At 68.5% G+C, this 22,668-nt stretch carries 22 protein-coding genes; 5 read left to right on the top strand and 17 right to left on the bottom strand.

Features of this window, described 5'->3' with window-relative positions; genetic code table 11:
• Positions 1 to 11: 11 nt before the first annotated feature.
• Positions 12 to 968, top strand: a complete 957-nt coding sequence (locus CLV01_RS27595) for a Bug family tripartite tricarboxylate transporter substrate binding protein (RefSeq protein WP_099732743.1) — start codon at positions 12 to 14, stop codon at positions 966 to 968.
• 77 nt (positions 969 to 1,045) lie between these two features.
• Here the strand turns inward: CLV01_RS27595 and CLV01_RS27590 are convergent, their stop codons facing one another.
• The 9 genes from CLV01_RS27590 to CLV01_RS27550 form a co-directional block, all read right to left on the bottom strand.
• Positions 1,046 to 2,050 carry a fimbrial protein gene (locus CLV01_RS27590; RefSeq protein ID WP_232245255.1) on the bottom strand — a complete coding sequence of 335 codons (1,005 nt, stop codon included), beginning with the start codon at positions 2,048 to 2,050 and terminating at the stop codon, positions 1,046 to 1,048.
• 285 nt (positions 2,051 to 2,335) lie between these two features.
• On the bottom strand, positions 2,336 to 4,234 hold the full coding sequence (locus CLV01_RS27585; protein WP_099732745.1) for a family 2A encapsulin nanocompartment cargo protein cysteine desulfurase: 1,899 nt from the start codon (positions 4,232 to 4,234) through the stop codon (positions 2,336 to 2,338).
• Between the two features lie 12 nt (positions 4,235 to 4,246).
• Positions 4,247 to 5,179, bottom strand: coding sequence for a family 2A encapsulin nanocompartment shell protein (locus CLV01_RS27580; protein ID WP_013800566.1), 933 nt, complete (start codon positions 5,177 to 5,179; stop codon positions 4,247 to 4,249).
• Between the two features lie 83 nt (positions 5,180 to 5,262).
• Positions 5,263 to 5,535, bottom strand: coding sequence for a helix-turn-helix domain-containing protein (locus CLV01_RS27575; protein WP_012207587.1), 273 nt, complete (start codon positions 5,533 to 5,535; stop codon positions 5,263 to 5,265).
• Positions 5,532 to 6,446, bottom strand: coding sequence for a serine O-acetyltransferase EpsC (gene epsC / locus CLV01_RS27570; protein WP_013800567.1), 915 nt, complete (start codon positions 6,444 to 6,446; stop codon positions 5,532 to 5,534). Before epsC ends, CLV01_RS27575 begins: the two co-directional genes overlap by 4 nt.
• Before the next feature lie 12 nt (positions 6,447 to 6,458).
• Positions 6,459 to 6,938 carry a rhodanese-like domain-containing protein gene (locus tag CLV01_RS27565; RefSeq protein WP_099735040.1) on the bottom strand — a complete coding sequence of 160 codons (480 nt, stop codon included), beginning with the start codon at positions 6,936 to 6,938 and terminating at the stop codon, positions 6,459 to 6,461.
• A gap of 149 nt (positions 6,939 to 7,087) precedes the next feature.
• Positions 7,088 to 8,458 carry an Nramp family divalent metal transporter gene (locus CLV01_RS27560; protein WP_099732746.1) on the bottom strand — a complete coding sequence of 457 codons (1,371 nt, stop codon included), beginning with the start codon at positions 8,456 to 8,458 and terminating at the stop codon, positions 7,088 to 7,090.
• Between the two features lie 45 nt (positions 8,459 to 8,503).
• Positions 8,504 to 8,722 (bottom strand): hypothetical protein, encoded by a 219-nt coding sequence (locus CLV01_RS27555; protein WP_099732747.1) that lies wholly within the window; start codon positions 8,720 to 8,722, stop codon positions 8,504 to 8,506.
• Positions 8,723 to 8,813: 91 nt separating this feature from the next.
• Positions 8,814 to 9,785, bottom strand: coding sequence for a ferritin-like domain-containing protein (locus tag CLV01_RS27550; RefSeq protein WP_034397170.1), 972 nt, complete (start codon positions 9,783 to 9,785; stop codon positions 8,814 to 8,816).
• A 312-nt stretch (positions 9,786 to 10,097) separates the two neighbouring features.
• Between CLV01_RS27550 and CLV01_RS27545 the strand changes: the two genes are divergently transcribed.
• Positions 10,098 to 10,661 carry a fasciclin domain-containing protein gene (locus CLV01_RS27545; protein WP_013800571.1) on the top strand — a complete coding sequence of 188 codons (564 nt, stop codon included), beginning with the start codon at positions 10,098 to 10,100 and terminating at the stop codon, positions 10,659 to 10,661.
• A gap of 41 nt (positions 10,662 to 10,702) precedes the next feature.
• Here CLV01_RS27545 and CLV01_RS27540 read toward each other — a convergent pair whose 3' ends face one another.
• From CLV01_RS27540 to CLV01_RS27525, 4 genes are all read right to left on the bottom strand, one after another.
• Positions 10,703 to 11,662 carry a DMT family transporter gene (locus CLV01_RS27540; RefSeq protein WP_099732748.1) on the bottom strand — a complete coding sequence of 320 codons (960 nt, stop codon included), beginning with the start codon at positions 11,660 to 11,662 and terminating at the stop codon, positions 10,703 to 10,705.
• Between the two features lie 13 nt (positions 11,663 to 11,675).
• Positions 11,676 to 12,296 carry a GlxA family transcriptional regulator gene (locus tag CLV01_RS27535; RefSeq protein WP_013800573.1) on the bottom strand — a complete coding sequence of 207 codons (621 nt, stop codon included), beginning with the start codon at positions 12,294 to 12,296 and terminating at the stop codon, positions 11,676 to 11,678.
• 93 nt (positions 12,297 to 12,389) lie between these two features.
• Positions 12,390 to 13,193 carry a helix-turn-helix domain-containing protein gene (locus CLV01_RS27530; protein ID WP_099732749.1) on the bottom strand — a complete coding sequence of 268 codons (804 nt, stop codon included), beginning with the start codon at positions 13,191 to 13,193 and terminating at the stop codon, positions 12,390 to 12,392.
• A gap of 8 nt (positions 13,194 to 13,201) precedes the next feature.
• Positions 13,202 to 13,729: a winged helix-turn-helix transcriptional regulator gene (locus tag CLV01_RS27525; protein WP_099732750.1), complete on the bottom strand. Its 528-nt coding sequence runs from the start codon at positions 13,727 to 13,729 to the stop codon at positions 13,202 to 13,204.
• Positions 13,730 to 13,888: 159 nt separating this feature from the next.
• Between CLV01_RS27525 and CLV01_RS27520 the strand changes: the two genes are divergently transcribed.
• Complete coding sequence (locus CLV01_RS27520; RefSeq protein WP_013800575.1) at positions 13,889 to 14,695, top strand: SDR family NAD(P)-dependent oxidoreductase; 807 nt, start codon at positions 13,889 to 13,891, stop codon at positions 14,693 to 14,695.
• Positions 14,696 to 14,766: 71 nt separating this feature from the next.
• On the top strand, positions 14,767 to 15,183 hold the full coding sequence (locus tag CLV01_RS27515; protein ID WP_013800576.1) for a tautomerase family protein: 417 nt from the start codon (positions 14,767 to 14,769) through the stop codon (positions 15,181 to 15,183).
• A 15-nt stretch (positions 15,184 to 15,198) separates the two neighbouring features.
• On the opposite strand, the gene CLV01_RS27510 is transcribed toward CLV01_RS27515, so the two are convergent.
• Positions 15,199 to 16,188: a tripartite tricarboxylate transporter substrate binding protein gene (locus tag CLV01_RS27510; RefSeq protein WP_013800577.1), complete on the bottom strand. Its 990-nt coding sequence runs from the start codon at positions 16,186 to 16,188 to the stop codon at positions 15,199 to 15,201.
• Between the two features lie 234 nt (positions 16,189 to 16,422).
• Between CLV01_RS27510 and CLV01_RS27505 the strand changes: the two genes are divergently transcribed.
• Positions 16,423 to 18,633, top strand: a complete 2,211-nt coding sequence (locus tag CLV01_RS27505) for a rhodanese-like domain-containing protein (RefSeq protein ID WP_099732751.1) — start codon at positions 16,423 to 16,425, stop codon at positions 18,631 to 18,633.
• A 616-nt stretch (positions 18,634 to 19,249) separates the two neighbouring features.
• Here the strand turns inward: CLV01_RS27505 and CLV01_RS27500 are convergent.
• From CLV01_RS27500 to CLV01_RS27485, 3 genes are all read right to left on the bottom strand, one after another.
• Positions 19,250 to 20,437, bottom strand: a complete 1,188-nt coding sequence (locus tag CLV01_RS27500; RefSeq protein ID WP_099732752.1) for an IS481 family transposase — start codon at positions 20,435 to 20,437, stop codon at positions 19,250 to 19,252.
• A gap of 332 nt (positions 20,438 to 20,769) precedes the next feature.
• Complete coding sequence (gene metC / locus CLV01_RS27490) at positions 20,770 to 21,993, bottom strand: cystathionine beta-lyase (RefSeq protein ID WP_099732754.1); 1,224 nt, start codon at positions 21,991 to 21,993, stop codon at positions 20,770 to 20,772.
• The gene (locus tag CLV01_RS27485) at positions 21,990 to 22,661 is read right to left on the bottom strand and encodes a cysteine dioxygenase family protein (RefSeq protein WP_065347971.1); all 672 of its coding nucleotides are present in this window, start codon (positions 22,659 to 22,661) and stop codon (positions 21,990 to 21,992) included. The genes metC and CLV01_RS27485 overlap by 4 nt, the downstream gene beginning before the upstream one ends.
• Positions 22,662 to 22,668: the final 7 nt, after the last annotated feature.

Raw genomic sequence — 22,668 nt, 5'->3', positions numbered from 1 at the left:
GGACGACCGCCATGCACTGTCTGCCGCGCCGCAGCCTGGCTGCGCTGGCCCTGTGCGCCCTGGCCCTGCCGGCCCTGGCGCAAGGCCCCATCACCCTCATCGTGGGCTGGCCCGCAGGCGGCCCTTCCGACAACGTGGCGCGGCTGGCGGCCACGCGCATGAGCGAGGCCCTCGGCCAGCCCATCACCATAGACAACCGGGCCGGCGCGGGCGGCAACCTGGGCAGCGACGCGGCGGCCCGCGCAAGGCCCGATGGCAACACCATCATGCTGGCCACCGTGGCCTCGCACGGCCTGAACTCCGCGCTCTATGCCAAGCTCAACCACGACCCGCTCAAGGACTTCGCGCCCATCGGCATGATCACCACCTCGCCCAGCGTGCTGCTGGTGCCCGTGGCCTCGCCGCTGCGCTCGGTCAACGATCTGCTGGAGGCGGCGCGCGCCAAGCCGGGCCAGCTCAACTACGGCTCGGGCGGCGTGGGCTCCAGCCAGCATCTGGCGGGCGCCAGCTTCAAGCAGCTCACGGGCGTGGATGTCACCCACATACCCTACAAGGGCACGGCCCCGGCCATGACCGACCTGATGGCGGGCCGCGTGGACTTCGTGCTCACCACCGGTGCCATCCCCTTCATCCGCTCAGGCAAGCTGCGCGCCCTGGCCGTGGCCTCGCGCCAGCGCCTGCCGGCCCTGCCCGATGTGCCCACGTTCGAGGAAGCAGGCGTCAAGGGCTTCTACACCGACTCCTGGTACGGGCTGGTTGCCCCGGCCGGCACGCCGCGTGCGGCGCTGGAGCGCCTGAACGGCGCACTGGCCACGGCGCTGCGCAATTCCGAGGTGCAAAAGCAGTTCATCGACCAAGGCTCGCTGCCCGTCAAGCCCATGGACGTGGACGCGTTCTGGCGCTTCGTGCGCGAGCAGATGCCCGTGGCGGCCGAGCAGGTGCGGGTGTCGGGGGCCAGAGCCGAGTGAGCGCAGCCGGGGGCGGCCGCGCAGGATCGGCACGGGTGCCTGCACAGCCGCAATGCAGCCAGCGTGTCACTGGCAGGTCACTGGTAGTTGAGCGTGAAGGTGGCCCGTCCGTTGGCCAGGCCCGTGGTGACGGAGGGCTGGGTCTGGACATAGCGCGCCGTCAATGGAATCACGTGGTTGCTGGTGTTTGGGGTGATGATGCCCGCCTGCCACTGGTTGGGATTGCCGAAGTTGGCGGAGTCCTCGCCGTAGCTGATGACCTTGTCGCTGCTGCGGATCTGGATGCCGATGCCGGCAGCCCCTCCGGTCACCGTCAGCACATCGGAGCGGTTGGCGGCATCGTTGGCATCCGTGAGCGTGACGAACGGGCGCAGGGTGGAATTGGCATCGCCCCCGGTGCAGATCAGTTCCAGATCGAATGGCTGGGGCGCGGAGGTAGCGCCTATCCCGTTGAACTGCGACCTGTTGATTCGCTGCAGGTTCACGGCGATGTTGCTTGTCTTCACCCGGCAACTGGCGCCTGTGCGCACCACGGTGCTGCCGGCCGCCATCACGGACCAGATATTGCAAAGGCTATTGCAGTCAAACCGGGCGGTTGCATAGCTGCTGACGCTGAAAGTGCCCGATTGAACGGCGCCTGTCTTGATGAGTTGGAGCCATATGGTTTGCTCATGTACATCATCCTTTTGCCATCCCGTGGCTCCTGAATTGTTGGATTGAGTGGTGATGGACATGGTTTTGCCATTGGGGAAATTCCTGGCTTTCCATGTGGCACGCCAACGGATTCCTATTCCGCGCAAAGATGTGGAGTAGATATCGCCGTCCAGCGTAGTGGGGTTCATGATTTGGGGCCATATTTCTGAAGATGGCCCCGAAAGCACACTGTAGGAAATTGTGTCGAGAGTGGATTTGAACATGGGCGATTCCCATAGCACTGATCCATTCATGATATTTCCTGCGGGAACGTTGATGATTTCCGGTAATTGGACGATGGATACTGCCGGTGTAAACATGCCTCCATGAATGGAGCTTACAGAAAAGCAAAGCGTTGCCGGAATGAGAAAATATCTGATTTTTTTCATATGAATGAAACCGGAAACGATGCAGGAGAGTTTGATGGGCGTGCTCCAAAGTCTATTCCTATGATTTATGAAAATCCATAGGATCATTCTTATTTTGGCAATGCTTTTTCATGACTCCAATGCCGTGTTCCGTCCGCTGCTGTGGCGCGGCATGGCCACCGGGGCCGGCCTGCGGCACACCTGGCGCAAGCGGCGCCAACGACGTGGCGGCCGCCTGGGCAGGGTCGCCTGGGCACGGCCACCACGGGCGACGCCTTTGCAAGACGCCTGGGCTGAGCCGGTGGCTCAACCCCGCCTGCGCGCCGCCAGCCCCTGCACCACGGCCGCCAGCCGGTCGATTTCCTCGGTGGTGTTGTAGAAGGCCAGCGAGGGCCGCACCGTGGTCTCCACGCCGAAGCGCCGCAGGATGGGCTGGGCGCAGTGGTGGCCGGTGCGCACGGCGATGCCTTCGGCGTTGAGCGCCTCGCCCACCTCGGCCGTGGTCCAGCCCTTGAGCACGAAGGACAGCACGCTGGCCTTGTCGGCTGCCGTGCCGATCAGGCGCAGGCCGGGGATGGGCGCCAGCGCCTGCGTGCCGTACTGCAGCAGATCGTGCTCGTAGCGCGCGATGCGCTCCATGCCCAGGGCCTGCACGTAGTCGATGGCGGCGCCCAGGCCCACGGCGTCGGCAATGTTGCCTGTGCCGGCCTCGAAGGTGTTGGGCAGGGGCTGGTAGACGGTTTTCTCGAAGGTCACGTCGGCAATCATGTTGCCGCCGCCCTGCCAGGGCGGCATGTCCTCCAGCACCTCGCGCCGTCCCCAGACCACGCCGATGCCCGTGGGCCCGAAGACCTTGTGGCCCGAGAACACGAAGAAGTCCGCACTGATGGCCTGCACGTCCACGGCCATGTGCGAGACCGACTGCGCGCCATCGACCAGGGCCCGGGCGCCCGCCTGGTGGGCCAGCTCCACGATCTGCTGCACGGGCACGACCGTGCCCAGCGCGTTGGAGACCTGGGTGACGGAGACGATCTTGGTGCGCGGGTTCAGCAGCTTGCGGTATTCATCGATGAGCACCTGGCCCGAGTCGTCCACCGGGATCACGCGGATCTTCGCGCCCTTGGCGGCCGCCAGCTGCTGCCAGGGCACGATGTTGGCGTGGTGCTCCAGGTGGGAGACGATGATCTCGTCGCCCTCGCCCACATGCTGCCAGCCCCAGCTCTTGGCCACGAGGTTGATGGCCTCGGTGGTGCCGCGCACGAAGATGACCTCGTTCACGTCGGGCGCGTTGATGAAGCGGCGCACGCGCTCGCGCGCGCCCTCGTAGGCGTCGGTGGCGCGGGCAGCGAGTTCATGGGCCGCGCGGTGGATGTTGGAGTTCTCGTGCTCGTAGAAGTGGCGGATGCGCTCTATCACCGCGCGCGGCTTGTGCGTGGTGGCCGCGTTGTCCAGCCAGGCCAGGGGCCGGCCGTTGACGCGCTCGGACAGAATGGGAAAGTCCCGGCGCACGGCATGCACGTCGAAGGGCGCCTGCACGCCGGCCGCTCCATGCCTTGCCCCGTGCGAAGCCTGCTGGCGCTGCAGCGGATGAGCCGGCGTGGTGTAGCCGGCGGGCAGCACCACGGGATCGACAAAGTAAAAGCGCGGCTCGGCCGAAGGCACGGTGGACGCTATGCCGGGCCCTTCGGTGGGCACGCCGATGCGCGGCACGGCGGGTGACGCAGGTGCAGCAGGTGCCGTGAACGGGAGCGCGGCCAGCGCATCCAGCGGATCGCCCTGGCGCTGGGGCACGCCCAGCACCTGCGATCCCAGGCGCGGCTCGTAGGCGGGCAGGGCGCTCACGACATGGTCGGGCACGCCGTTGCCGGCCTGGGCATGGGGCAGCAGCGCGGGCGCGCGGTGGGCCAGCGAGGCCAGCGGCGCGGGCGAGGCCGGCAGCAGGTTGCTGCCCGGCGCCACGCCCTGCGGGATGGGCGTGCCCGGCACGCCGGGACCCAGGCCCGCGGGGCTGGCCAGCGGCGAGCCGGGCGGCGCCACGTTCACGGGGGCCTGCACGCCAGCAGGCAGGCCGGGAAGACCCGGAAGACCCGGCAGGGCAGGAGCCGATCCCGGTGCGGCGGAGAACAGGGCGTTGGCCATGCGCGCCAGCGCCTCGGGGTCGAAGGGCGCCTGGGGCGCCACGGAGGTGATTGCAGACACGGTCAACGCCCGGCCTCTTTACTTGTAGGTGTCGGGATAGTCGTGGTACTTGCCGATCTCGACATCGTCGAGCACGGCCAGCGCGTCGGGCGTGAGCACGGCCAGCGAGCAGTACAGCGAGATCAGGTAGGACGCGATGGCATGGTTGTTGATGCCCATGAAGCGCACCGACAGGCCCGGGCTCTGCTCGCCCGGCAGGCCGGGCTGGTACAGGCCGACCACGCCCTGGCGCTTGTCGCCCACGCGCAGCAGCAGGATCTTGCTCTTGCCATCGGCCACGGGCACCTTGTCCGAGGGGATCAGCGGAATGCCGCGCCAGGTGATGAACTGCGAGCCGAACAGGCTGACCGTGGGCGGCGGCGTGCCGCGGCGCGTGGCCTCGCGGCCGAAGGCGGCAATGGCCAGCGGATGGGTCAGGAAGAAGGCGGGCTCCTTCCAGACCTTGGTCAGCAGCTCGTCCAGGTCGTCGGGCGTGGGCGCGCCGGTCAGCGGGAAGATGCGCTGCTCGTCCGTGACCTGGGCCAGCAGGCCGTAGTCGGGGTTGTTGATCAGCTCGCTTTCCTGGTTCTCCTTGATGGTCTCGATGGTCAGGCGCAGCTGTTCCTTGATCTGGTCATGCGGGCTGCTGTAGAGGTCGGAGATGCGCGTGTGCACATCCAGGATGGTGGAGACGGCGTTGAGGAAGTACTCGCGCGGCTGCTCCTCGTAGTCCACATAGGTGCGCGGCAGCTGGTTGTCTTCCTGCTTGGCCGTGCAGGTGACCTTGATGGCCTCCGGGTTCTTGACGCGGTTGAGGCGGTAGATGCCGGCCTCCACCGGCGACCATTGCAGCAGGTGCGTCAGCCAGCGCGGGCTGATGGTCGAAAGCTGGGGAACGGTTTTGGTTGCGTTGGCCAGTTGCCGCGCGGCGTTGTCGCCTAGCGCGGTCGTGCCGCCCACTGTTGCCGACATGTGCAGACTCCGTGATCAGTTCAGGAAAAATGGAAGGGGAAGGAGGGGAAACAGGGCCAGTGTCCCGGCCCGCGCACATGTCTTCAACATGCTATAGCCGCCAAGCGCAGGCCGCGCACCAGCTGGTCGTGGGCCACGGTTTCGCCGCGCATGACCAGGGCCGAGGGCTGCACGCCCAGAGAGACGGCCAGCTTCTCCACGGTCAGCAGCGAGGCGATGACGCGGCCGCGCTCTATCTCTCCCACGTAGGAGCGGTTCAGGTCCGAGTGCTCGGCCAGCCGCTCCTGCGACCAGCCATGGGCCTCGCGCGCCTGGCGCACGGCAATGCCGAAGCTGGTGACAAGACGGGTGCTCATAGGGCCACCTCCCGGGGCTGCTGCGCGTGCTCGCGCGCGTGGGCCTGGGTGACATGGGCGCCGGGCGGCACGTCCTCGGTCACCCAGACATTGCCGCCGATGACGGCGCCGCGCCCCAGCGTGACGCGGCCCAGGATGGTGGCGCCCGCGTAGATGACCACGTCGTCCTCCACCACCGGATGGCGCGCCAGGCCCTTGCGCAGGTGGCCGTGCTCATCGGTGGGAAAGCGCTTGGCGCCCAGGGTGACGGCCTGGTACAGCCGCACGCGCTCGCCGATCACGGCGGTCTCGCCGATCACCACGCCCGTGCCGTGGTCCATGAAAAAGCCCCGCCCGATCTTCGCGCCCGGGTGGATGTCGATGCCCGTCTGCGCATGCGACAGCTCGGCCACGATGCGCGCCAGCAGCGGCTGCTCCAGCAGGTACAGCTGGTGGGCCAGGCGGTGGTGGATCATGGCCAGCACGCCCGGATAGCACAGCAGCACCTCGTCCACGCTGCGCGCGGCGGGATCGCCCTGGAAGGCGGCCAGCACATCGCTGTCGAGCAGGCGGCGGATCTGGGGCAGGGACTCGGCAAAGGCGCGTGCGATGTCCAGCGCCATGGCGTCGGCGCCCGCTGCCGTGTGGGGCGCGGACAGGCGCAGCTCCAGCCGTATCTGGCCCAGCAGCGCATGCAGGGCCGAGTCCAGCTGGTGGGCCACGAAGATGTCCTCGCTTTCCTGGCGCAGGTCGTGCGGGCCCAGGCGCATGGGAAACAGGGCTGCCTTGAGCTGGTCGATGAGGGTGGAAAGCGCGTCGCGCGAGGGAAACTCGCGTGCCCCGGGCTCCTGGGTGCGGCCGTGCGCCTCGCGCCATTCGCGGCGCGCCGCATGCAGGTTCTGGGTGAGTCCGGCAATGTCGAAACTGGCCATCTGCGTGCTCCTTCAGTCTTGAATCCAGGGCAGGCCGTGGAAGCGCCAGCCGTCGTTTTTGCCGCGCTGCTGACGCGCGTCGATCTCGCCCTCGAAGCCTTCGAGCACGTTGAACACATGGGCGAATCCGGCCTGGGCCGCCGCCTGGGCCGCCAGCACCGAGCGCTTGCCGCTGCGGCACAGCAGCAGGGCCACGGCCTCCTTGCCGCCGTGCGGGGCCAGGCGCGCTTCCAGCTCGCGGGCAAAGCGCGGGTTGCGCGTCAGCGCCGTGCCCGTGGCCCAGGGCACGTGCAGGGTGCCCTGCACCTGGCCGACGAACTTGCGTTCCTCGGCCGTGCGCACATCGACCAGCACGGCCTGGCCGGCCTGCACCAGCGCCCAGGCCACGGGCGGGCGCACGCCGCCTGCGTGGCCCAGCCCCTGTGCGCGGGCGTGTTCCTGCGCCTCTTCCAGAGCCTGGGGCAGGGTGGTTTCCAAAGTGAGGGCTGTCATGTCGTCGTCCTTGCGGAGAATTCGCGGGTTGGTGGCTATGGGCACCAATCTAAGAACTTCGCGGCAAGCCACCAACGAACAAGAGCGGCGTTTGATAGAAGCAAAACGTCTATGAAGGCGCCGCGTGGCGCCATGCCCGGTTCGGGCGATCAGGCCGTCAGCAGCCGCTGCAGCATCCACAGGTTCAGCGACACCACCAGGGCCGCGCAGCCCCACAGCACCGCCGACATCCTGGGGCCAAAGGCCAGCTCGCCCAGCGCCTTGCGCCGCGTGGTGAACAGCAGCAGCGGCACGATGGCAAACGGCAATTGCAGGCTCAGCACCACCTGGCTGAACACCAGCAGGGCGCTGGCGCCGGTGCTGCCGTACCAGGCGGTGGCCACCACGGCGGGCACGATGGCGATGCAGCGCGTCAGCAGGGCGCGCAGCGCGGGCGACAGGCGGATCTGCAAGAAGCCTTCCATCACGATCTGCCCGGCCAGCGTGCCCGTGACCGAAGAACTCAGCCCCGAGGCCAGCAGCGCCACGCCGAACACCGCGCTGGCGATGCCCACGCCCAGCAGCGGCGACAGCAGGTGGTAGGCGTCCGACAGCTCGGTCACCGGCGCCTGGCCGGGCCGGTTGAACGCGCCGGCCGCCACCACCAAAATGGCGGCGTTCACGAACAGCGCCAGCCCCAGCGCCACCGTGGAGTCCAGCGTGGCCAGGCGGATGGCCTGGCGCGTGCCCTGGGGCGTGGTGTCATGCCGGCGTGTCTGCACGATGGACGAATGCAGGTAGAGGTTGTGCGGCATCACCGTGGCCCCCACGATGCCCACGGCCAGGTACAGCATCTGCGGATTGGCCACGATCTCCATGCCCGGCAGCAGGCCGCGCAGCACGGCCGCCACGGGCGGCTGCAGCCACACCAGCTGGGCGGCAAAGCACAGGCCGATCACGGCCACCAGGGCGATCACCACCGACTCCAGGCAGCGAAAGCCCCGGCTTTGCAGCGCCAGGATCAGCATCACATCCACCACCGTGATGCACACCCCGGCCACCAGCGGCAGGCCGAACAGCAGGTTCAGGCCGATGGCCATGCCCAGCACCTCGGCCAGGTTGCAGGCCACGATGGCGATCTCGCAGAAGAACCACAGCACCAGGTTGATGCGCGGGGAAAACTGCGCGCGGCAGGCCTGGGCCAGGTCCCGCCCGCTGGCCAGGCCCAGGCGCACGGCCGCCGCCTGGAACAGCATGGCCATCAGGTTGGAGGCAAAGATCACCGCCAGCAGCGAGTAGCCGAACTGCGATCCGCCCGCGATGGAGGTGGCCCAGTTGCCCGGGTCCATGTAGCCCACGGCCACCATGTAGCCGGGGCCGGCGAACGCCAGCACGCGGCGCGCGTTGTCCGAGCGGCTGTCGCCGCGCGGCACGGCGATGCTGCGATGCACCTGCGGCAGGCTGGGCGTGCCCGCGTGGCCGTGGTCCGGCTCGATGGCGCCGAAGCGGCCCTGTTCAGCCGCAAGCACGGTGTCGTTCATGGGGGCCTTTCCGCCGGCGGGGGCACGCGGTTGCAGGGGGGATGCCTATCGGGCCATCGGCACCAGGCCGCTGGCGGGCGCAATGGCTGCGGCGGCGGGTGCGGCATCAGTGCCTGCGCCGCGCCACAGCGCCACGAGATCTCCGGTCACGATGACCGCGCCGGCCAGCACAATCAGGCTGCCCACGCAGCGGCGCGCCACGGTGGCAGGTTTCAGGCGCCGCAGCGTGCTGGGGGCGGATGAGGAAGGCAGAAGGGACATCATGGCAACTCCTTGGCAGGGGAACGCTTGTCTCGGGCCAGCCCCGGGGAAGCCCGCCTGCCCCGGCCGGTGCGGGGCAGGCGGGCGGTCCGCGTCAGGCGTAGGCGCTGCTCATCACCAGCGAGCCGTTCACGCCGGCCGGGAAGAACCCGCCCTTGGTCGCCGTGTCCTTGGTCAGGTACACGATGTTCAGCACGTCGCCCGGCGAGCGGCTGAAAGCGATGCCGTTGGCATCCAGCGGCACGATGTTGGACGTGGTGGCGTCCCCCGTGATGCCCTGGTCCACGTCGGTGGAGCCATCCAGGCTGTCGCGCGCATCCGAGATGGCGCCGGCCGCCGTGCGCAGCGCGGGCGTGGCCAGGCCCTTGGCGTACAGCACCGTGCGCACCAGGCCTGCGTGGTAGGCCTCGGCGGCCAGGATGCCGGCGGCTGCCTCCAGATAGGTCTTGTTGGTGATCAGCGGCGATGCGCCCTTGTAGGCGGTGACGCCCACGTCCTCGAAGATGAAGGCCCCCAGCAGGAAGTTCTCGTCACTCGCATAGGGATCGAAGGCCGTGCCCGCGCCCACCAGCCCGGCCGCTCGCGCGGCCACCGAGAAGGCGCCGTTCGGGTCGGTTCCGCCGATGTCGATCTGCGGCTGCGCCACCGCGGCCGAGCCCAGCGCCGCGCGCAGGAAGGCCACGTGGGCGATCTCGTCCTGGGCGATCTCCTTGGCGTACTGCGCCACCACGGGGTCCTTGAAGGCCACGGCACGGCCGCCCGTGATGGCCCCCTGCGTGCCCACGCCCGACTGCAGGTTGGCGGGCAGGCCGGTGCCGAACACCGCGTAGTGATAGAACTGCGACTCCAGATACTCCAGGTTGAGGGCGAAGTTCAGGATCTCCGCATCCGTGGGCCCGTTGGCCTGCGCATTCGCATCGCCCCCGCCACCGCCGCAGGCGGACAGGATCACCCCGCCCGCCATGCCCACGGCCACGCCGCTGGTCTTGCGGAAGAACTGGCGCCTGTCCTCCAGCTTCTTGGCACGTTTTTGCAAAACCCCGATCAACACTGATTCGTCGGACATGATGGTTCCTCTCGGTTCGCGGCAGGCGCGAACGGTCAACGTGAAGAATGCGCCTCCGGCCGAAAGCACACGGGTGTGGCGAAAGCGCGTTCCACTGAAGAGGTGGCCACCTGCTCCAGGGGAATGGAATGCGTCCCCGCTATCCGGCAGTACGCAGGCCGCGCAGGTCTGGATGTGCCGCAATTGAAAGCGCAGGTAACGGTTTGCGGATGCAGCCGTTTCTTTTTCTTTTTTGAATCCAGACCCCGCTGCGCTGCGTATCCAGATCAGCCGGAATCGTTCGGCTTGTCATCAACCCGCTAGGAGCATTCCATGGTCTCGATTCAAAACACCCGCAAGCTGGCCTCGTTCGGCCTGGCCATCGTGATGTCGGCTGCCTCCGTGGCCGCCATGGCCGATGTGATGGTGGGCGGCGCACCCATGCTGCCGTCCAAGGACATCATCGACAACGCCGTCAACTCCAAGGACCACACCACCCTGGTCGCAGCCGTCAAGGCGGCGGGCCTGGTCGATACGCTCAAGGGCCCGGGTCCGTTCACCGTGTTCGCGCCCACCAATGCCGCCTTCGAGGCCCTGCCCGCAGGCACGGTGGACACCCTGCTCAAGCCCGAGAACAAGGGCACGCTGACCACCGTGCTGACCTACCACGTGGTGGCCGGCAAGTGGGATGCGGCGGCGCTGTCCAAGATGATCAAGGACGGCAAGGGCATGGCCAGCATCAAGACCGTCAGCGGCGGCACGCTGGTGGCCAAGTCCAGCGGCTCCAAGATCATGCTGACCGATGAAAAGGGCGGCACGGCCACGGTGACCATTCCCGACGTCTACCAGTCCAACGGCGTGATCCACGTGATCGACAAGGTGCTGCTGCCCAAGTGAGCGGCACCGGCAGCGAGCGGGCCGGCCACTGACCGCCGTGGTCAGTGGCCGGAGCCTTGCGCCTTCGCCATGCGCCTTGCGGGCGCTCCGCCAGAGGGCGCACCGCCGGAGGGCGCCCCCCCATAGGTCGATCCCGCATAGATGGCCGCCAGCGTCAGCGCCATGCCGGCCAGCGCCATCGGCGTGGGCCGGGCGGTGAAGAACAGCACGTCGATGGCATAGGTGCCTATGGGTTCGGCCAGCAGGATGAGGCCGGCCAGCGAGGCCTTCACATGCGGCACGGCCGTGCTCACCATGAGCCAGGCCACGCCCTGCACCAGCAGGCCGTACAGCAGCAGCGTGCCGAAATCGGCCGCACTGGCAATGGCCAGCGATTCGCCCTCCAGCCACGCGGCCGCCAGCAGGCAGGGCGCGGCGGCGGCGCACAGCACGGCCATGTTGACGGCCGGATGCGTGGCGTGCGGCGGGGTCTGCCCCTTCTTGATGAAGACCACGCACAGCGCATAGGCCGCCGCCGATGCCAGGCCGAGGGCCACGCCCAGCCAGTGCTCGGACGCCGAATCCGGGCCTGTGGCCACGGGCAGGCCCGCACCCGACACCATGAGGATGCCGGTGGCCGCCAGCACCAGCGCCACGAAGTAGACGACCGTGATCCGCTCGCGGAACACCGCCCAGGCCAGCCCCGCCAGAAAGAACGACTGGCAGTTGGTCAGGATGGCGCCCAGGCCCGGCCCCACCATGCGTATGCTTTTGTGCCACCAGTACAGGTCCAGCGCCAGCGCGGCGCCGGCCAGGCAGGCGTACAGCAGGGCCTGGCGCGTCATGCGCCAGCGCAGGCCCCGCCACAGGGCATAGCCGGCCAGCCCCAGGCCGCCCAGCAGCATGCGATAAAAGCCCATGGCGCTGGTGCCCATGCTGCTGAAAGCCACGGCCACGCCGGACAGGCTCAGGATCAGCCCGCCCACGGCCAGCAGCGCCAGGTAGCTTGTCTTTCCGTTCATGCGCCTGGCCCCGTCACGCTTGCCGGTCGGCGGCATCGCGCCGCCGGTATTCGAGCTGGCGCGCCGTCTCGGCCGCGATCTCCGCGCCCAGCAGGCGCTCCACCAGGTGCAGGGCCATGTCGATGCCCGCCGCAAACCCGCCCGAGGTGACGATGGCGCCCTCATCGATCCACAGCCTGTCGGCGCTCACGCGGGCAGCCGGCGCAATGGCGCGCAGGTCTTCCGTGTCCTCGAAGTGCGTGGTGGCCTCGCGCTGGTCCAGGAGCCCTGCCCGCCCCAGCAGGAAGGAGCCCACGCAGACGGAGCCCGTCACCTCGCTGCTGCCGGCCACCTGCCGCAGCCAGGCGGCGACCTCGGGTGCGGCCAGTTCGGCCTGCAGGGCGCCGCCGGCCACGATCACCAGGTCCAGCGGGGGATGGTCCTGCAGGCTGGCCTGTGCCTGTATGCCCACGCCTTCGCGCGTGCGCACGGCGGCGCCGCTGCGGCTGATCACCACGGGCTGAAACGGGGGAGAGGCCGCCAGCCCGCGCCGCACGGCCACGCGCGCGGCCACGTCGAACACCTGCAAAGGCCCTGCAAACTCCAGCAGCACCACGCCATCAAAGACGAAAAATCCAACGGTCCGGGTCTTCATCCACCACTCCTGTCTGTCGAGGAGTGGCAGCTTAGGCAGGCCGCAGCGCGCGGTCTTGGACGGAATTGATCAGGCCGGGCCGCTCAAGGCCGCTCAAGGCCGCATGGCCTGGCGGTACTGCGAAGGCGCCACGCCATGCGCGCGGCGGAACCAGTTGGAGAAATGGCTCTGGTCGTAGAAGCCCAGCGACAGTGCCACCTCGCTCAGCGCCAGCGTGCCGCGCAGCAGGCCGCGGGCGCTTTCGGCGCGGCGGGCCTGGTGGTAGGCATGGGGCGTGATGCCGTAGCGGCGGCTGAAGCTGCGGATGGCGTGCTCGGGACTGAGCCCGCAGACGGCGGCCAGCCGCGCGGCGCCCAGCTCCTGGTCCGCATGGGCGTCGATGAACTCGCGCAGCAGCGCCGCGCTGGTGCCATCGGGCGCATGCGGCCGGCCGGGGCTGTGCACCACGCGGCGCAGCAACGCCAGCAGGGCCTCGTCGGCGGCCAGGCCGTCCTGCGGGCCTTGCAGCAACTGCCGGGCGCAGGCCCGGGTCTGCGGGTCGCGCAGGCTGACGGCGTCGAACCAGCCATCGTGCACGCCCAGCAGCGCGTGCATGCGGGCGGGCTCGACGTGCAGCATGTCGTAGGTCCAGCCCTGCTCGCCGCCCGGGCGCCCGTCGTGGATCTCGCCGGCGTTGAACAGCGCGATATCGCCACCCGTGAACTCGCGCTCGGCGCCCCGGCTCCAGCACAGCTCGCGCCCGCCGTGGATGACGGCAATGCCCATGGTGTCGTGGAAGTGGCGCGGATAGCGGTGCTGCACGGCATGGCCGCTGAGAATCTCCACGCCGCCCAGCGCGCAGTGGCGGCGGTAGGTCAGGGCGCGTTGCGGGCGCTTGCCGGGTAGGGGCGCGGCCATGGCCGGTCTCAATCCGCGCCGGGGGCCGTTGCCGGCGTCCTGGCCTGCGCGGCCAGCTTGGACAGCCGCCAGCGCGTCAGGTCGTCCGCGCCGGGGCCGGCCTCCACGCGCAGCTCGGAAAAAGGCACGCTGCGGCCCGATTCCTCCTCCACCAGCGCCAGCCGCAGGGGCGTGCCCGATTGCGCACGCACAAAGCGCATGGGCGGCTGGGCCTGCTGCTGCAGGCGCCACCGGTCGCCGACCTGGGCCAGCGCCTGGATCACCAGGGACAGGTCGCGGCCCTTGGGCGTGAGCAGGTACTCGTAGCGGTCCGGGCCGCTTTGGTAGAGGCGGCGCTCGACCAGGCCGGTCTGCTCCAGCTGGCGCAGGCGGTCGGTCAGCGTGGCGTTGGTGATGTCCGTGGACTTTCTCAGGTCGTCATAGCGGCTCAGGCCCAGCATCAGGTCGCGCAGCACCAGCATGGCCCAGCGGTCGCCTACGGCCTCCAGCGCGGTGGCGATCGAGCAGGCCATGCCCTCGAAGCTCTTGGATCGCATGGGGTTCCCTTGTGTGTTCGCGGTTGTCGCAGGCCTGGAGTGTCTCAGCAAAACGCAAGCCCGGCCCGCAAAGGTGGATTGCGTGCTTGTAACTCTAATGATTGGAGTTTATATTTGGAGCCACTATCAACCACGGCTTTTCAAGCAAGGACCTCCTTCATGAGCACGCATCAAGGCACCGCCATCGTCACTGGCGCCTCATCCGGCATTGGCGCCGTCTACGCAGACCGCCTGGCCGCCAGGGGCCATTCCCTGATCCTGGTGGCCCGCCGCGAGGACCGGCTGCAGGCGCTGGCGCAGCGCCTGCGCAGCGCGCATGGCCGCGAGGTCGAGGTGGTGGCCGCCGACCTGGCCGACGCCGCCGGCCTGCAGCGCGTGGCGGCGCTGCTGTCGGGTGAGCGTGACATCCGCATGCTGGTGAACTGCGCCGGCCTGGGCGCCCTGGGCCCGGCCGCCCAGGTGGATGCGGGCGAGGTCGATCGCATGGTCATGGTCAACATCCATGCGCTGACGCGGCTGTCGCTGGCGGCGGCGCGGCTGTTCGCCACGCGCGGCCGGGGCACGCTGATCAACATCGGCTCCATCCTGGCCGTGATGCCGGTGCCGGGCGCCTCCAGCTACGGCGCCTCCAAGGCCTATGTGCTGAACTTCACGCGCTCGCTGCAGGCCGAGCTCGCTTCCAGCGGCGTCATGGTGCAGGCGGTGATGCCCAGCCTGGTGCACTCCGAATTCTTCGGCGGCAAGCCCGCGCCGTTTCCCGAGCACCTGTTCATGTCGCCCGAGGCCTTGGTGGATACGGCTCTGGTCGCACTCGATCAGGGCGAGGCCATCTGCTTTCCCACGCTGGGCAGCACGACCGCCTGGCTGGACTTTGACCAATCGCGCGCCAATCTCGTCAAGGCGCTGACGCTCAGCGGCGTGCCGGCAGCGCGCTACCAGGGCGCGGATGCAGGCCAGCCCGCCTGACGCCTGACGGCCCGCCGCGTCGCCACCCCGGATTTCCCGAAACCCCTTCTTTTTTGCACCTGGAGAAAACCATGCCCCTGTGGAAGATCTACCACCCCGAAAACGCCTTCAGCGATGAAGACAAACAGGCCATCGCCCAGCGCATCACGGCCGTCTACGGCGACCTGCCGCGCTTTTACGTGGGCGTGGTGTTCGAGGCCGTCGCGCGCACTTCGTTCTTCATCGGCGGCGAGCCTGCGGATGATTTCGTGCGCATCTCCGTGGACCACATCGCGCGGCAGATACGCGACGAGGAGACCAAGACACGGTTCCTCGAAGGCGTGCGGCGGCAGCTGTCCCCCTTCATTGCCGACCGTGGCCTGCGCTGGGAGATGCATGTGGACGAGACGCCCTTCAGCCTCTGGAGCATCCAGGGCCTGCGCCCGCCCGTGCCAGGCACGCCCGAGGGGGAGAAGTGGCGCCTGGACAATCGGCCCTCTCCCCTCTGAGAGCCTGCCTGCACCTCAGCGCAGCGACAGCCCCGCCGACTGGATCGCGCGGGCGTAGCGCGGGCGCTCGCTTTGCAGGCTCTGGCCCAGGTCGGCCGGGGAGCCGCCCGCCACCTTGAAGCCCATGTGCTCCAGCTGGGCGCGCACATCGGGGGCCTGCAGCACGGTCTGCAGGTCGCGGTTGATCTTGGCGACGATGGGCGCGGGCGTGCCGGCCGGCGCGAAGTAGCCCTGCCAGCTTTCCACCGAGAAGCCGGGCACGCCGGCCTCGGCCATGGTGGGTACCTGGGGCAGGGCGTCGGAGCGGTAGGGCGTGGTCACGGCCAGGGCGCGCAGCTTGCCGGCGCGCACGTACTCGGTCACGGCGGCCAGCGTGATCAGCGTGGCGTCGGTATGGCCGCCCAGCACGTCCAGCGAGGCTGGGCCACCGCCCGGGTAGGGGATGTAGTTGACCTTGGCGCCCGTCTCCTGCGTGAGGATTTCATGCGCCACATGGGCAATGCCGCCATTGCCGGGCAGGCCCAGGCTGATGCTTTGCGGCTTGGCCTTGGCGCGCGCCAGGTAGTCGCCCAGCGTGTTCAGGCCCGTGCCGGGGTTGACCACCAGCACCTGCGGATTGACCACGGCCTTGATGATGGGCGTGAAGGCCTTTTGCGTGTCGTAGGGCAGCTGGGCGAACAGCAGGCCGTTGAGCGTGAGGCCCTCGCCCTGCTGCAGCAGGGTGTAGCCGTCGGGCGCGGCCTTGGCCACCTTGGCCGCGCCGATGGTGCCGCTGGCCCCGGCCACGTTCTCCACCACCACCGACTGGCCCCACAGCGCGGCCAGCTTGTCGGCCAGCGTGCGCGTGAGCTTGTCGGCGCTGCCCCCGGGCGCCACGGGCACGATGATGCGCACCGGCTTGTTCGGAAAGCTGTCGGCCGAGGCCAGGGCCGCCGGCGCGTGCAGGGCCAGGGCGGAGAACAGGGGAAGCAGCAGTGCGCGCAGCGCAGACGGGGTGCGGATCATGGGAGTGCCGGAGTGCAGAGAGTCGATGCCCGCAGTCTGGGAGGCTCCTGGCGCGGCGTGAACTAAGCATTGCGGCTATGCATATGCGGCTGCCGCACAACGTGCGTCACGCTTGCGCCACGCATGCGCGCGCAGTGCCCAAAGCTCATATCCATATCTGCAATGCGTCGTTGGCGCCAGGGCGGGAGAGGCCTAACTTCGTGTCCTCCCGCGAACGTCCTCCCAGGCACTCCCATGACACAGACCCATCTCTCCATCGACTTCAGCGGCAGCGACGTGGCCAGCCGCCGCGCGGCCGCCATCACCGGCTTCATCGCCACGGCCCGGCGCCTGCTCCCCGATCCCGAACGGGCCACGCCCGAGCAACTGCAGGCCGTGGCCCGCGAGCTGGAGGCGCTGGGCCTGCAGCGCGAACTGTTCCCGCATGCGCACTTCCCCGTCTCGGCCAGCAACCCGGCCCAGGTCTACCGGCTGGGCGAAGACCTGGGCGGGCGCTATGCGCTGTACCTGTCCACCGGCCTGCCGGGCAAGTCCCAGCCGCCGCATGACCACACCACCTGGGCCATCATCGCGGGCGTCGAAGGCGTGGAGCGCAACGTGTTCTTCACACGCGGCAAGACCGACGACCCGCTGCGCGACACCCTGGCGGTGGGGCGCAGCGTCGATGTGGGCAGCGGAACCTCGGTGGTGCTCACGCCCACCGACGTGCACACCATCGAGCTGATCGGCGAGGAACCCGGCCTGCACCTGCATTTCTACGGGCGCGGCCTGGAGCGCATGCCCGAGCGCGTGGTCTTCGAGAGCCTGGAAGGCGGCAGCTTCCGTACCTTCGGCCCGCCCAAGTCGATTCGCCATGCGCTGGTCACACCGGCCGCTCTCCGGCAGGCCCTGGCCGACGGCGAGGAAATCGCCGTGCTCGACGTGCGCGAGGCCGGTGTCTTCGCGCACCGCCACATCCTGTTCGCGGCGCCCGCCCCGGCCTGGCGGCTGGAGCAGCTCATCGACCGCCTGGTGCCGCGCCGGGGCACGCGCATCGTGCTGGTGGATGGAGACGGCACGCTGGCCCATGAAGCTGCCGCCAAGCTCGTGCGCCTGGGCTGGCCCAATGTCTCCGTGCTCGAAGGCGGCACCGAAGGCTGGGCGGCCGAGGGGCTGGAAATCTTCAGCGGCACCAACGTGCCCAGCAAGGCCTTCGGCGAAGTCATCGAGCATGAAAAGCACACGCCCTGGATCACCTCGGACGAACTGGGCGCGCGCGTGCAGCGCGGCGACAACATCGTCGTCGTCGACAGCCGCACGCCCGAGGAATTCGCGGCCTTCAGCCTGCCCTTTGCCCTGAGCGTGCCGGGGGCCGAACTGGTCTACCGCATCGGCGAAATCGCCCCGGACCCGCAAACCCTGGTCGTCGTCAACTGCGCGGGCCGCACGCGCTCCATCGTGGGCGCGCAGACCCTGATCGACGCCGGCATCCCCAACCAGGTCGTCTCGCTGCGCAACGGCACCATGGACTGGCTGCTCACCGGCCGCAGGCTGGCCCATGGCCGCCGCACCCCGCTGCCCGAGCCCGGCGCCGTCGCCCTGGCCACCGCCCGCGAACGCGCAGCCAGCGTGGCACAGCGCGCGGGCGTGCAATCCATTGATGCGGCCGAACTGGCCCGCTTCGAGTCCGAAGCCACCGAACGCACGCTCTACCGCTTCGACGTGCGCACCCGCGAGGAATACCAGGCCGGCCACCTGCCCGGCTGGCGCTGGGCGCCGGGCGGCCAGCTCGTGCAGGCCACCGACGAATACGCGGCCACGCGCGGCGCACGCATCGTGCTGGCCGACTGGGACGGCGTGCGCGCCCTCACCACCGGCGCCTGGCTGGCCCAGCTGGGCTGGGAAGTCTTCACCTACGTTCCGCCCGCGCTGGCCACCCTGGAGATCGGCGCCGAACCCGTGCGCGTGCTAGCCTCCCACGCGCCTGCGCCCCAGCTGTCCGTGCAGCAGGCGCAGGAACTGCTGGGCGAAGGCCGCGCCATCGTCTTCGACGTGGACAGCCGGCCCGCCTTCGAGAAGCAGCACATCGCCGGTGCGCGCTTTGCCGTGCCTGATCGTCTGCCCTCCTTCGTGCAGGCCCTGCCGCCAGCGCAGGTCGTGGTGCTCACCTCGCCGGACGGCGTGCTGGCGCGCAGCGTGGCGGCCGAACTGGCTGCGCGCACGGGGCGCGATGTGCGTTCCGTCGTCGGTGGCACTTCTGCCTGGGCTGCTGCCGGGCTGCCATTGGGGCAAGGTGATGCTGATGTGCTGACGGGGGATGATGATCAGTGGTACAGCCCTTATGCGCATCGGGATCTGGGGTTGAGGGATGCGGGGTTTCGGGCTTATCTGGATTGGGAGTTGGGGTTGGTGGGGCAGTTGGAGAGGGATGGGTGGGCTGCTGAGATTCGGCTGGTGCCTGTCTGAGTTGCTTTTTTTGTCCCTGCCGGGTGGTTGTTTTTCGAGGCCGGGTCTCGGCCCGGCAGCCGACCTACTTTCTTGCCGCGCGGCAAGAAAGTAGGCAAAGAAGCGCGCCCCGCACTGCCCACGACCCTTCGCTTCGCTGCGGGCGACCTGCGTTGGGCGGGATGCGGGGTGCGCCGTGAAACTCGTTACGCGCTGCGCGCTTCACTCAAACATCACGGCGAGCTAGACAACGAAGCAGCCCTGTCCTTCGGCAGGGCTGCCACCCCGCATCCCGCCCAACGCAGGCGTGGGCAGAAGGGGGGAGGCTGGGGAACAGCCAACAGCCGGCGCCATCACTGCGTTCGGCTTCAAACCAAGGGCCGAGCGAAGCGAAGGCCCGCACCACCTCCCCGTATGTCAGCGCCTGCGGCGTGGTGGTTGCGGGGTTGCAGTCCTGCCGAAGGACAGGACTGCTTCGTCATCTGACTCGCCGTGATGTTTGAACGTAGCGCGCAGCGCGAAGAGAGTTTCACGGCGAACCCCGCAACCGCCACGACGCAGGTTGCCCCGCAGCGAAGCGAAGGGGTCGCGGACATCCGGGTCGTGTACGTGTCAAGGACATGGGTAACAACTCAGCTCACAGACATGGGTAACACTTCAGGCTCACATAGTCCTTCTGGGGTCCTCGCACATCCTCTTCGTTGAAGCAGCCCAGTCGCACCGGCCCCAGATACACATCCCACTGGCCAGCGGCCACCTCCTGCATCCCGATCCACTGCCCCGCCAGCAGGTAGCCGATGTAGACCCGCAGCGCTCGCCAGTAAATCAGGCCGTTGTGGCTGACTCGAACTCGTTCCCAATGCTTCGGGTACTGCAGCTCGGGTAGCTTTGAGGGGTATGGCCTGGCCGAGTCGCTGTAGTGCTGGGCCGGCATGCTTTGCTGCAAGGCCTCATGCGGGCGCTGCTGGTTGTAGTGCTCCACAAAGGCATCGAGCTGCATCTGCAATGCCGCTTTGTCCGCCGCAGGCTCTTTGCCCAGGGCATGCTTGAGCGTGCGGTGCATCCGCTCGTGGCGACCGTTTTGCTGTGGCTTGCCCCTCTCGATGCGCTCCGGCCTGATGCCCAGCCTTATCCACCATATCGCCAGGCGTGACAGGCCCGCCACGCCAGTAGTCGCGAACGGCGGACCGTTGTCACTGCGTATGCGCTCGGGCAGTCCGTATTGCCGAAACACCTGTTCAAAGCTGCGTTTGGCATCCTCGTAGTTGGGGCTGTCGTAGACATGCACGGCCAGCAAATAGCGGCTGGCGTGGTCCATGATGGTCAATGGATAGCACCAGTGACCATCGGCTGTCTTGAACTGGCCTTTGTAGTCTGCACTCCACACCCCATTGGGCTGCTTGCTCGTTCGCAAGGGCTGGGCCGTAGGCACCGAGCGTCTGCGTACACGCCTGCTGCAAACAAGCCCCTCAGCCTTCAGCACGTTGTAGATGGTGGTTTTGCTGGGTGTCTCCTGTGGGCCCCAACGCTGCAGGAGCAAAGCGTGCAGCTTCTTGGGCCCCATCTGTGACCTTTGCTGCGTGCGCAGCTCAATGATGGCCCGGCGCTGTGCATAGCTGATCGCCTGATTGTTCCCGTGGGGCCTGCGACTGCGTTCTTGCAATCCATCCATGCCCAGTTGGCGGTAACGCTCAACCCACTTGTAGGCCGTCTTGCGGCTGATGCCGTAGCGCCTGCACAGCTCGCTCAGCGGCACGCCACTGCGCAGATGGTCGGCTATGAAGAGCAGTTTCTCGTCCATGGGTGCGCACTCCTTCCAGGGCATGGTGATCGCTCCTTGGCTGCTGTTGGCTACAGCTGCCAAGCTTGGATCTGTTACCCATGTCCTTGTACTGATGTGTCACCTATGAGTGTGAGTCGTACCGTCGCCTTTTCTTGGCCTACGTTCTTTTGGCGAAGCAAAAGAAGGTAGGTCGGCCGCCGGGCCGAGACCCGGCCTCGAAAAGAAACCCCCCGGCAGGGCCAGAACCAGCAAGCGCAGCAACACGCAGCAAACGCAGCGCACGCAGCAAACGCAGCGCACGCAGCAAACGCAGCAAACGCAGCAAACGCAGCAAACGCAGCAAACGCAGCAAACGCAGCAGCGCCCAAAAAATCTCAGGCAGCCAGCCTGAACCGCTCCACCACCCCCCCAAACCCCCTCTCCAGATCCGCAATCAAATCCAAAGGATCCTCCAGCCCCACATGCAGCCGCACCACAGGCGCAGTCCCCGTCCACACACTGTGCTCCCGCAGCCTCTCAGGCTGCGCCACCAGCGCCAGGCTCTCGTACCCGCCCCAGGAAGCCCCCTGCGCAAACTGCCGCAACGAGTCAACGAACACGGCGCCGGCACCGGCGTCCACCCCTTCGGCAAACGCGAATGACACCAGCCCACTGGCCCCGCTGAAGTCACGCTTCCACAGCGCATGGCCGGGATCGGAGGGCAGGGCCGGGTAGAAGACGCGGCCGACCTGGGGCTGATGCTCCAGCCACTGGGCGATTTCGGTGGCGTGGCGCTGGTGCTGGGCCAGGCGCACGGGCAGGGTGCGCAGGCCGCGCAGTGCCAGGTAGGCGTCGTCGGCGCCTATGGTCAGGCCCAGGGCCTCGTAGGCGGTGGATATCTTTTTGGACAGCGCGGGGCCGTCGGTGATGACGATGCCCTGCATCACGTCGGAGTGGCCGGCGATGTACTTGGTCGCGGCCTGGATGGAGAGGTTGGCGCCGTGCTCCAGGGGCTGGTAGAACCAGCCGCCGCTCCAGGTGTTGTCGGTGGCCACGGCAATGCCGTGCTGGCGCGCCACGGCGGCCAGGGCGGGCAGGTCCAGCACCTCGTAGAGCAGGGAGCTGGGCGATTCCAGGTAGACCAGGCGGGTGTTGGGGCGGATCTTGCTGGCCAGATCGTCGCGCGAGGGCGAGAAGTACTCCAGCGTGATGCCCAGGCGTTGCAGCAAGGTGGCGTCCACGCGGCGCACGGGAGAGTAGACGCTGTCGGCCACCAGGGCATGGTCGCCGGGTGAGAGCAGGGCGATGAGCACCAGGGTGATGGCGGACAGGCCCGAGGGCGTGAGAAAGGCGCGGTGCCCGCCCTCCAGCGCGACCACGGCGTCTTCCAGCGCGCGGTGCGTGTCCAGGCCGTGGCGGCCGTAGGAGGCCACGCGCTCGCCGGCCTCGCGGCGGTGGTGCAGGTCGGCGTAGGCGGCGCTGTCGGCAAAGCGCACGGTGCTGGTGCGCACCACGGGCACGTTGACGGGGCCGGAGCCGCCCTGCAGCGGCGGCGTGCCTGCGTGCAGCAGGCGGGTCGACGGGCCCAGGGGCCGTTGCTTGTCTTGGGGGATGCTCATGCCACGGCCTCGCTGGGACGGAAGTAGGCGGCGTTGTAGTTCTTGACTTCGCCGGTGTCGGGGTCGATGGCCACGCGGCCGCTCAGGGTTTCCAGCGGTTGGCCGTAGAGATGGAAGTGCAGCGTGGGCTGCTCGCCCACGACGGCAATGCTGTGGATGTCATCGGGCAGGAAGGCGATGGAGGCACCGGGCTGCACGGTGAATTCGCGCGCCAGGTGGATGCTGGCGCGTGCGGGGTCGCTGCGGTCGTCCGTGCGCTCGTAGAGGCGGTTGAGCTCCTGGCCTTCGACGGCAACGATCACGGCCCAGGTCGTGTGGTTGTGCGGCGCCGTGGTCTTGCCGGGGTTGATGGAGTTCAGGTACAGGGCCAGGCCCGCATCGCCATCGGCCGGGTTGAGGCGGTAGCGCGTGGAGGCGCCCACGCCTTCGGTCTGCGCGGGCGGGGGAAAGTCCGCGCGGCTGAACAAGGCCTTGTGCGCGGCCAGCTGCTCCAGGCGTGCGGTGATGGCCGACAGGGTGCTGCGGTCGGGCGCGCCGGCCTGCAGCAGCTGGCGCACGTCGGCCAGGGCGGCGTCCACGGCCTGGCGGCGCCGGGCGGCGGCGTCTGTATGGGTGCCTGTATCTGCGCCTGTGCCGGCCGGGGTTTCAGTCGTTGTTTCTGCGGTCATGGGATGT

The sequence above is a fragment of the Delftia sp. 60 genome (genome assembly GCF_002754395.1).
Taxonomy (GTDB): domain Bacteria; phylum Pseudomonadota; class Gammaproteobacteria; order Burkholderiales; family Burkholderiaceae_C; genus Comamonas; species Comamonas acidovorans.
The sequence above is the reverse complement of the archived record's forward strand: the minus strand, read 5'-3'. Positions and strand labels throughout refer to the sequence as shown.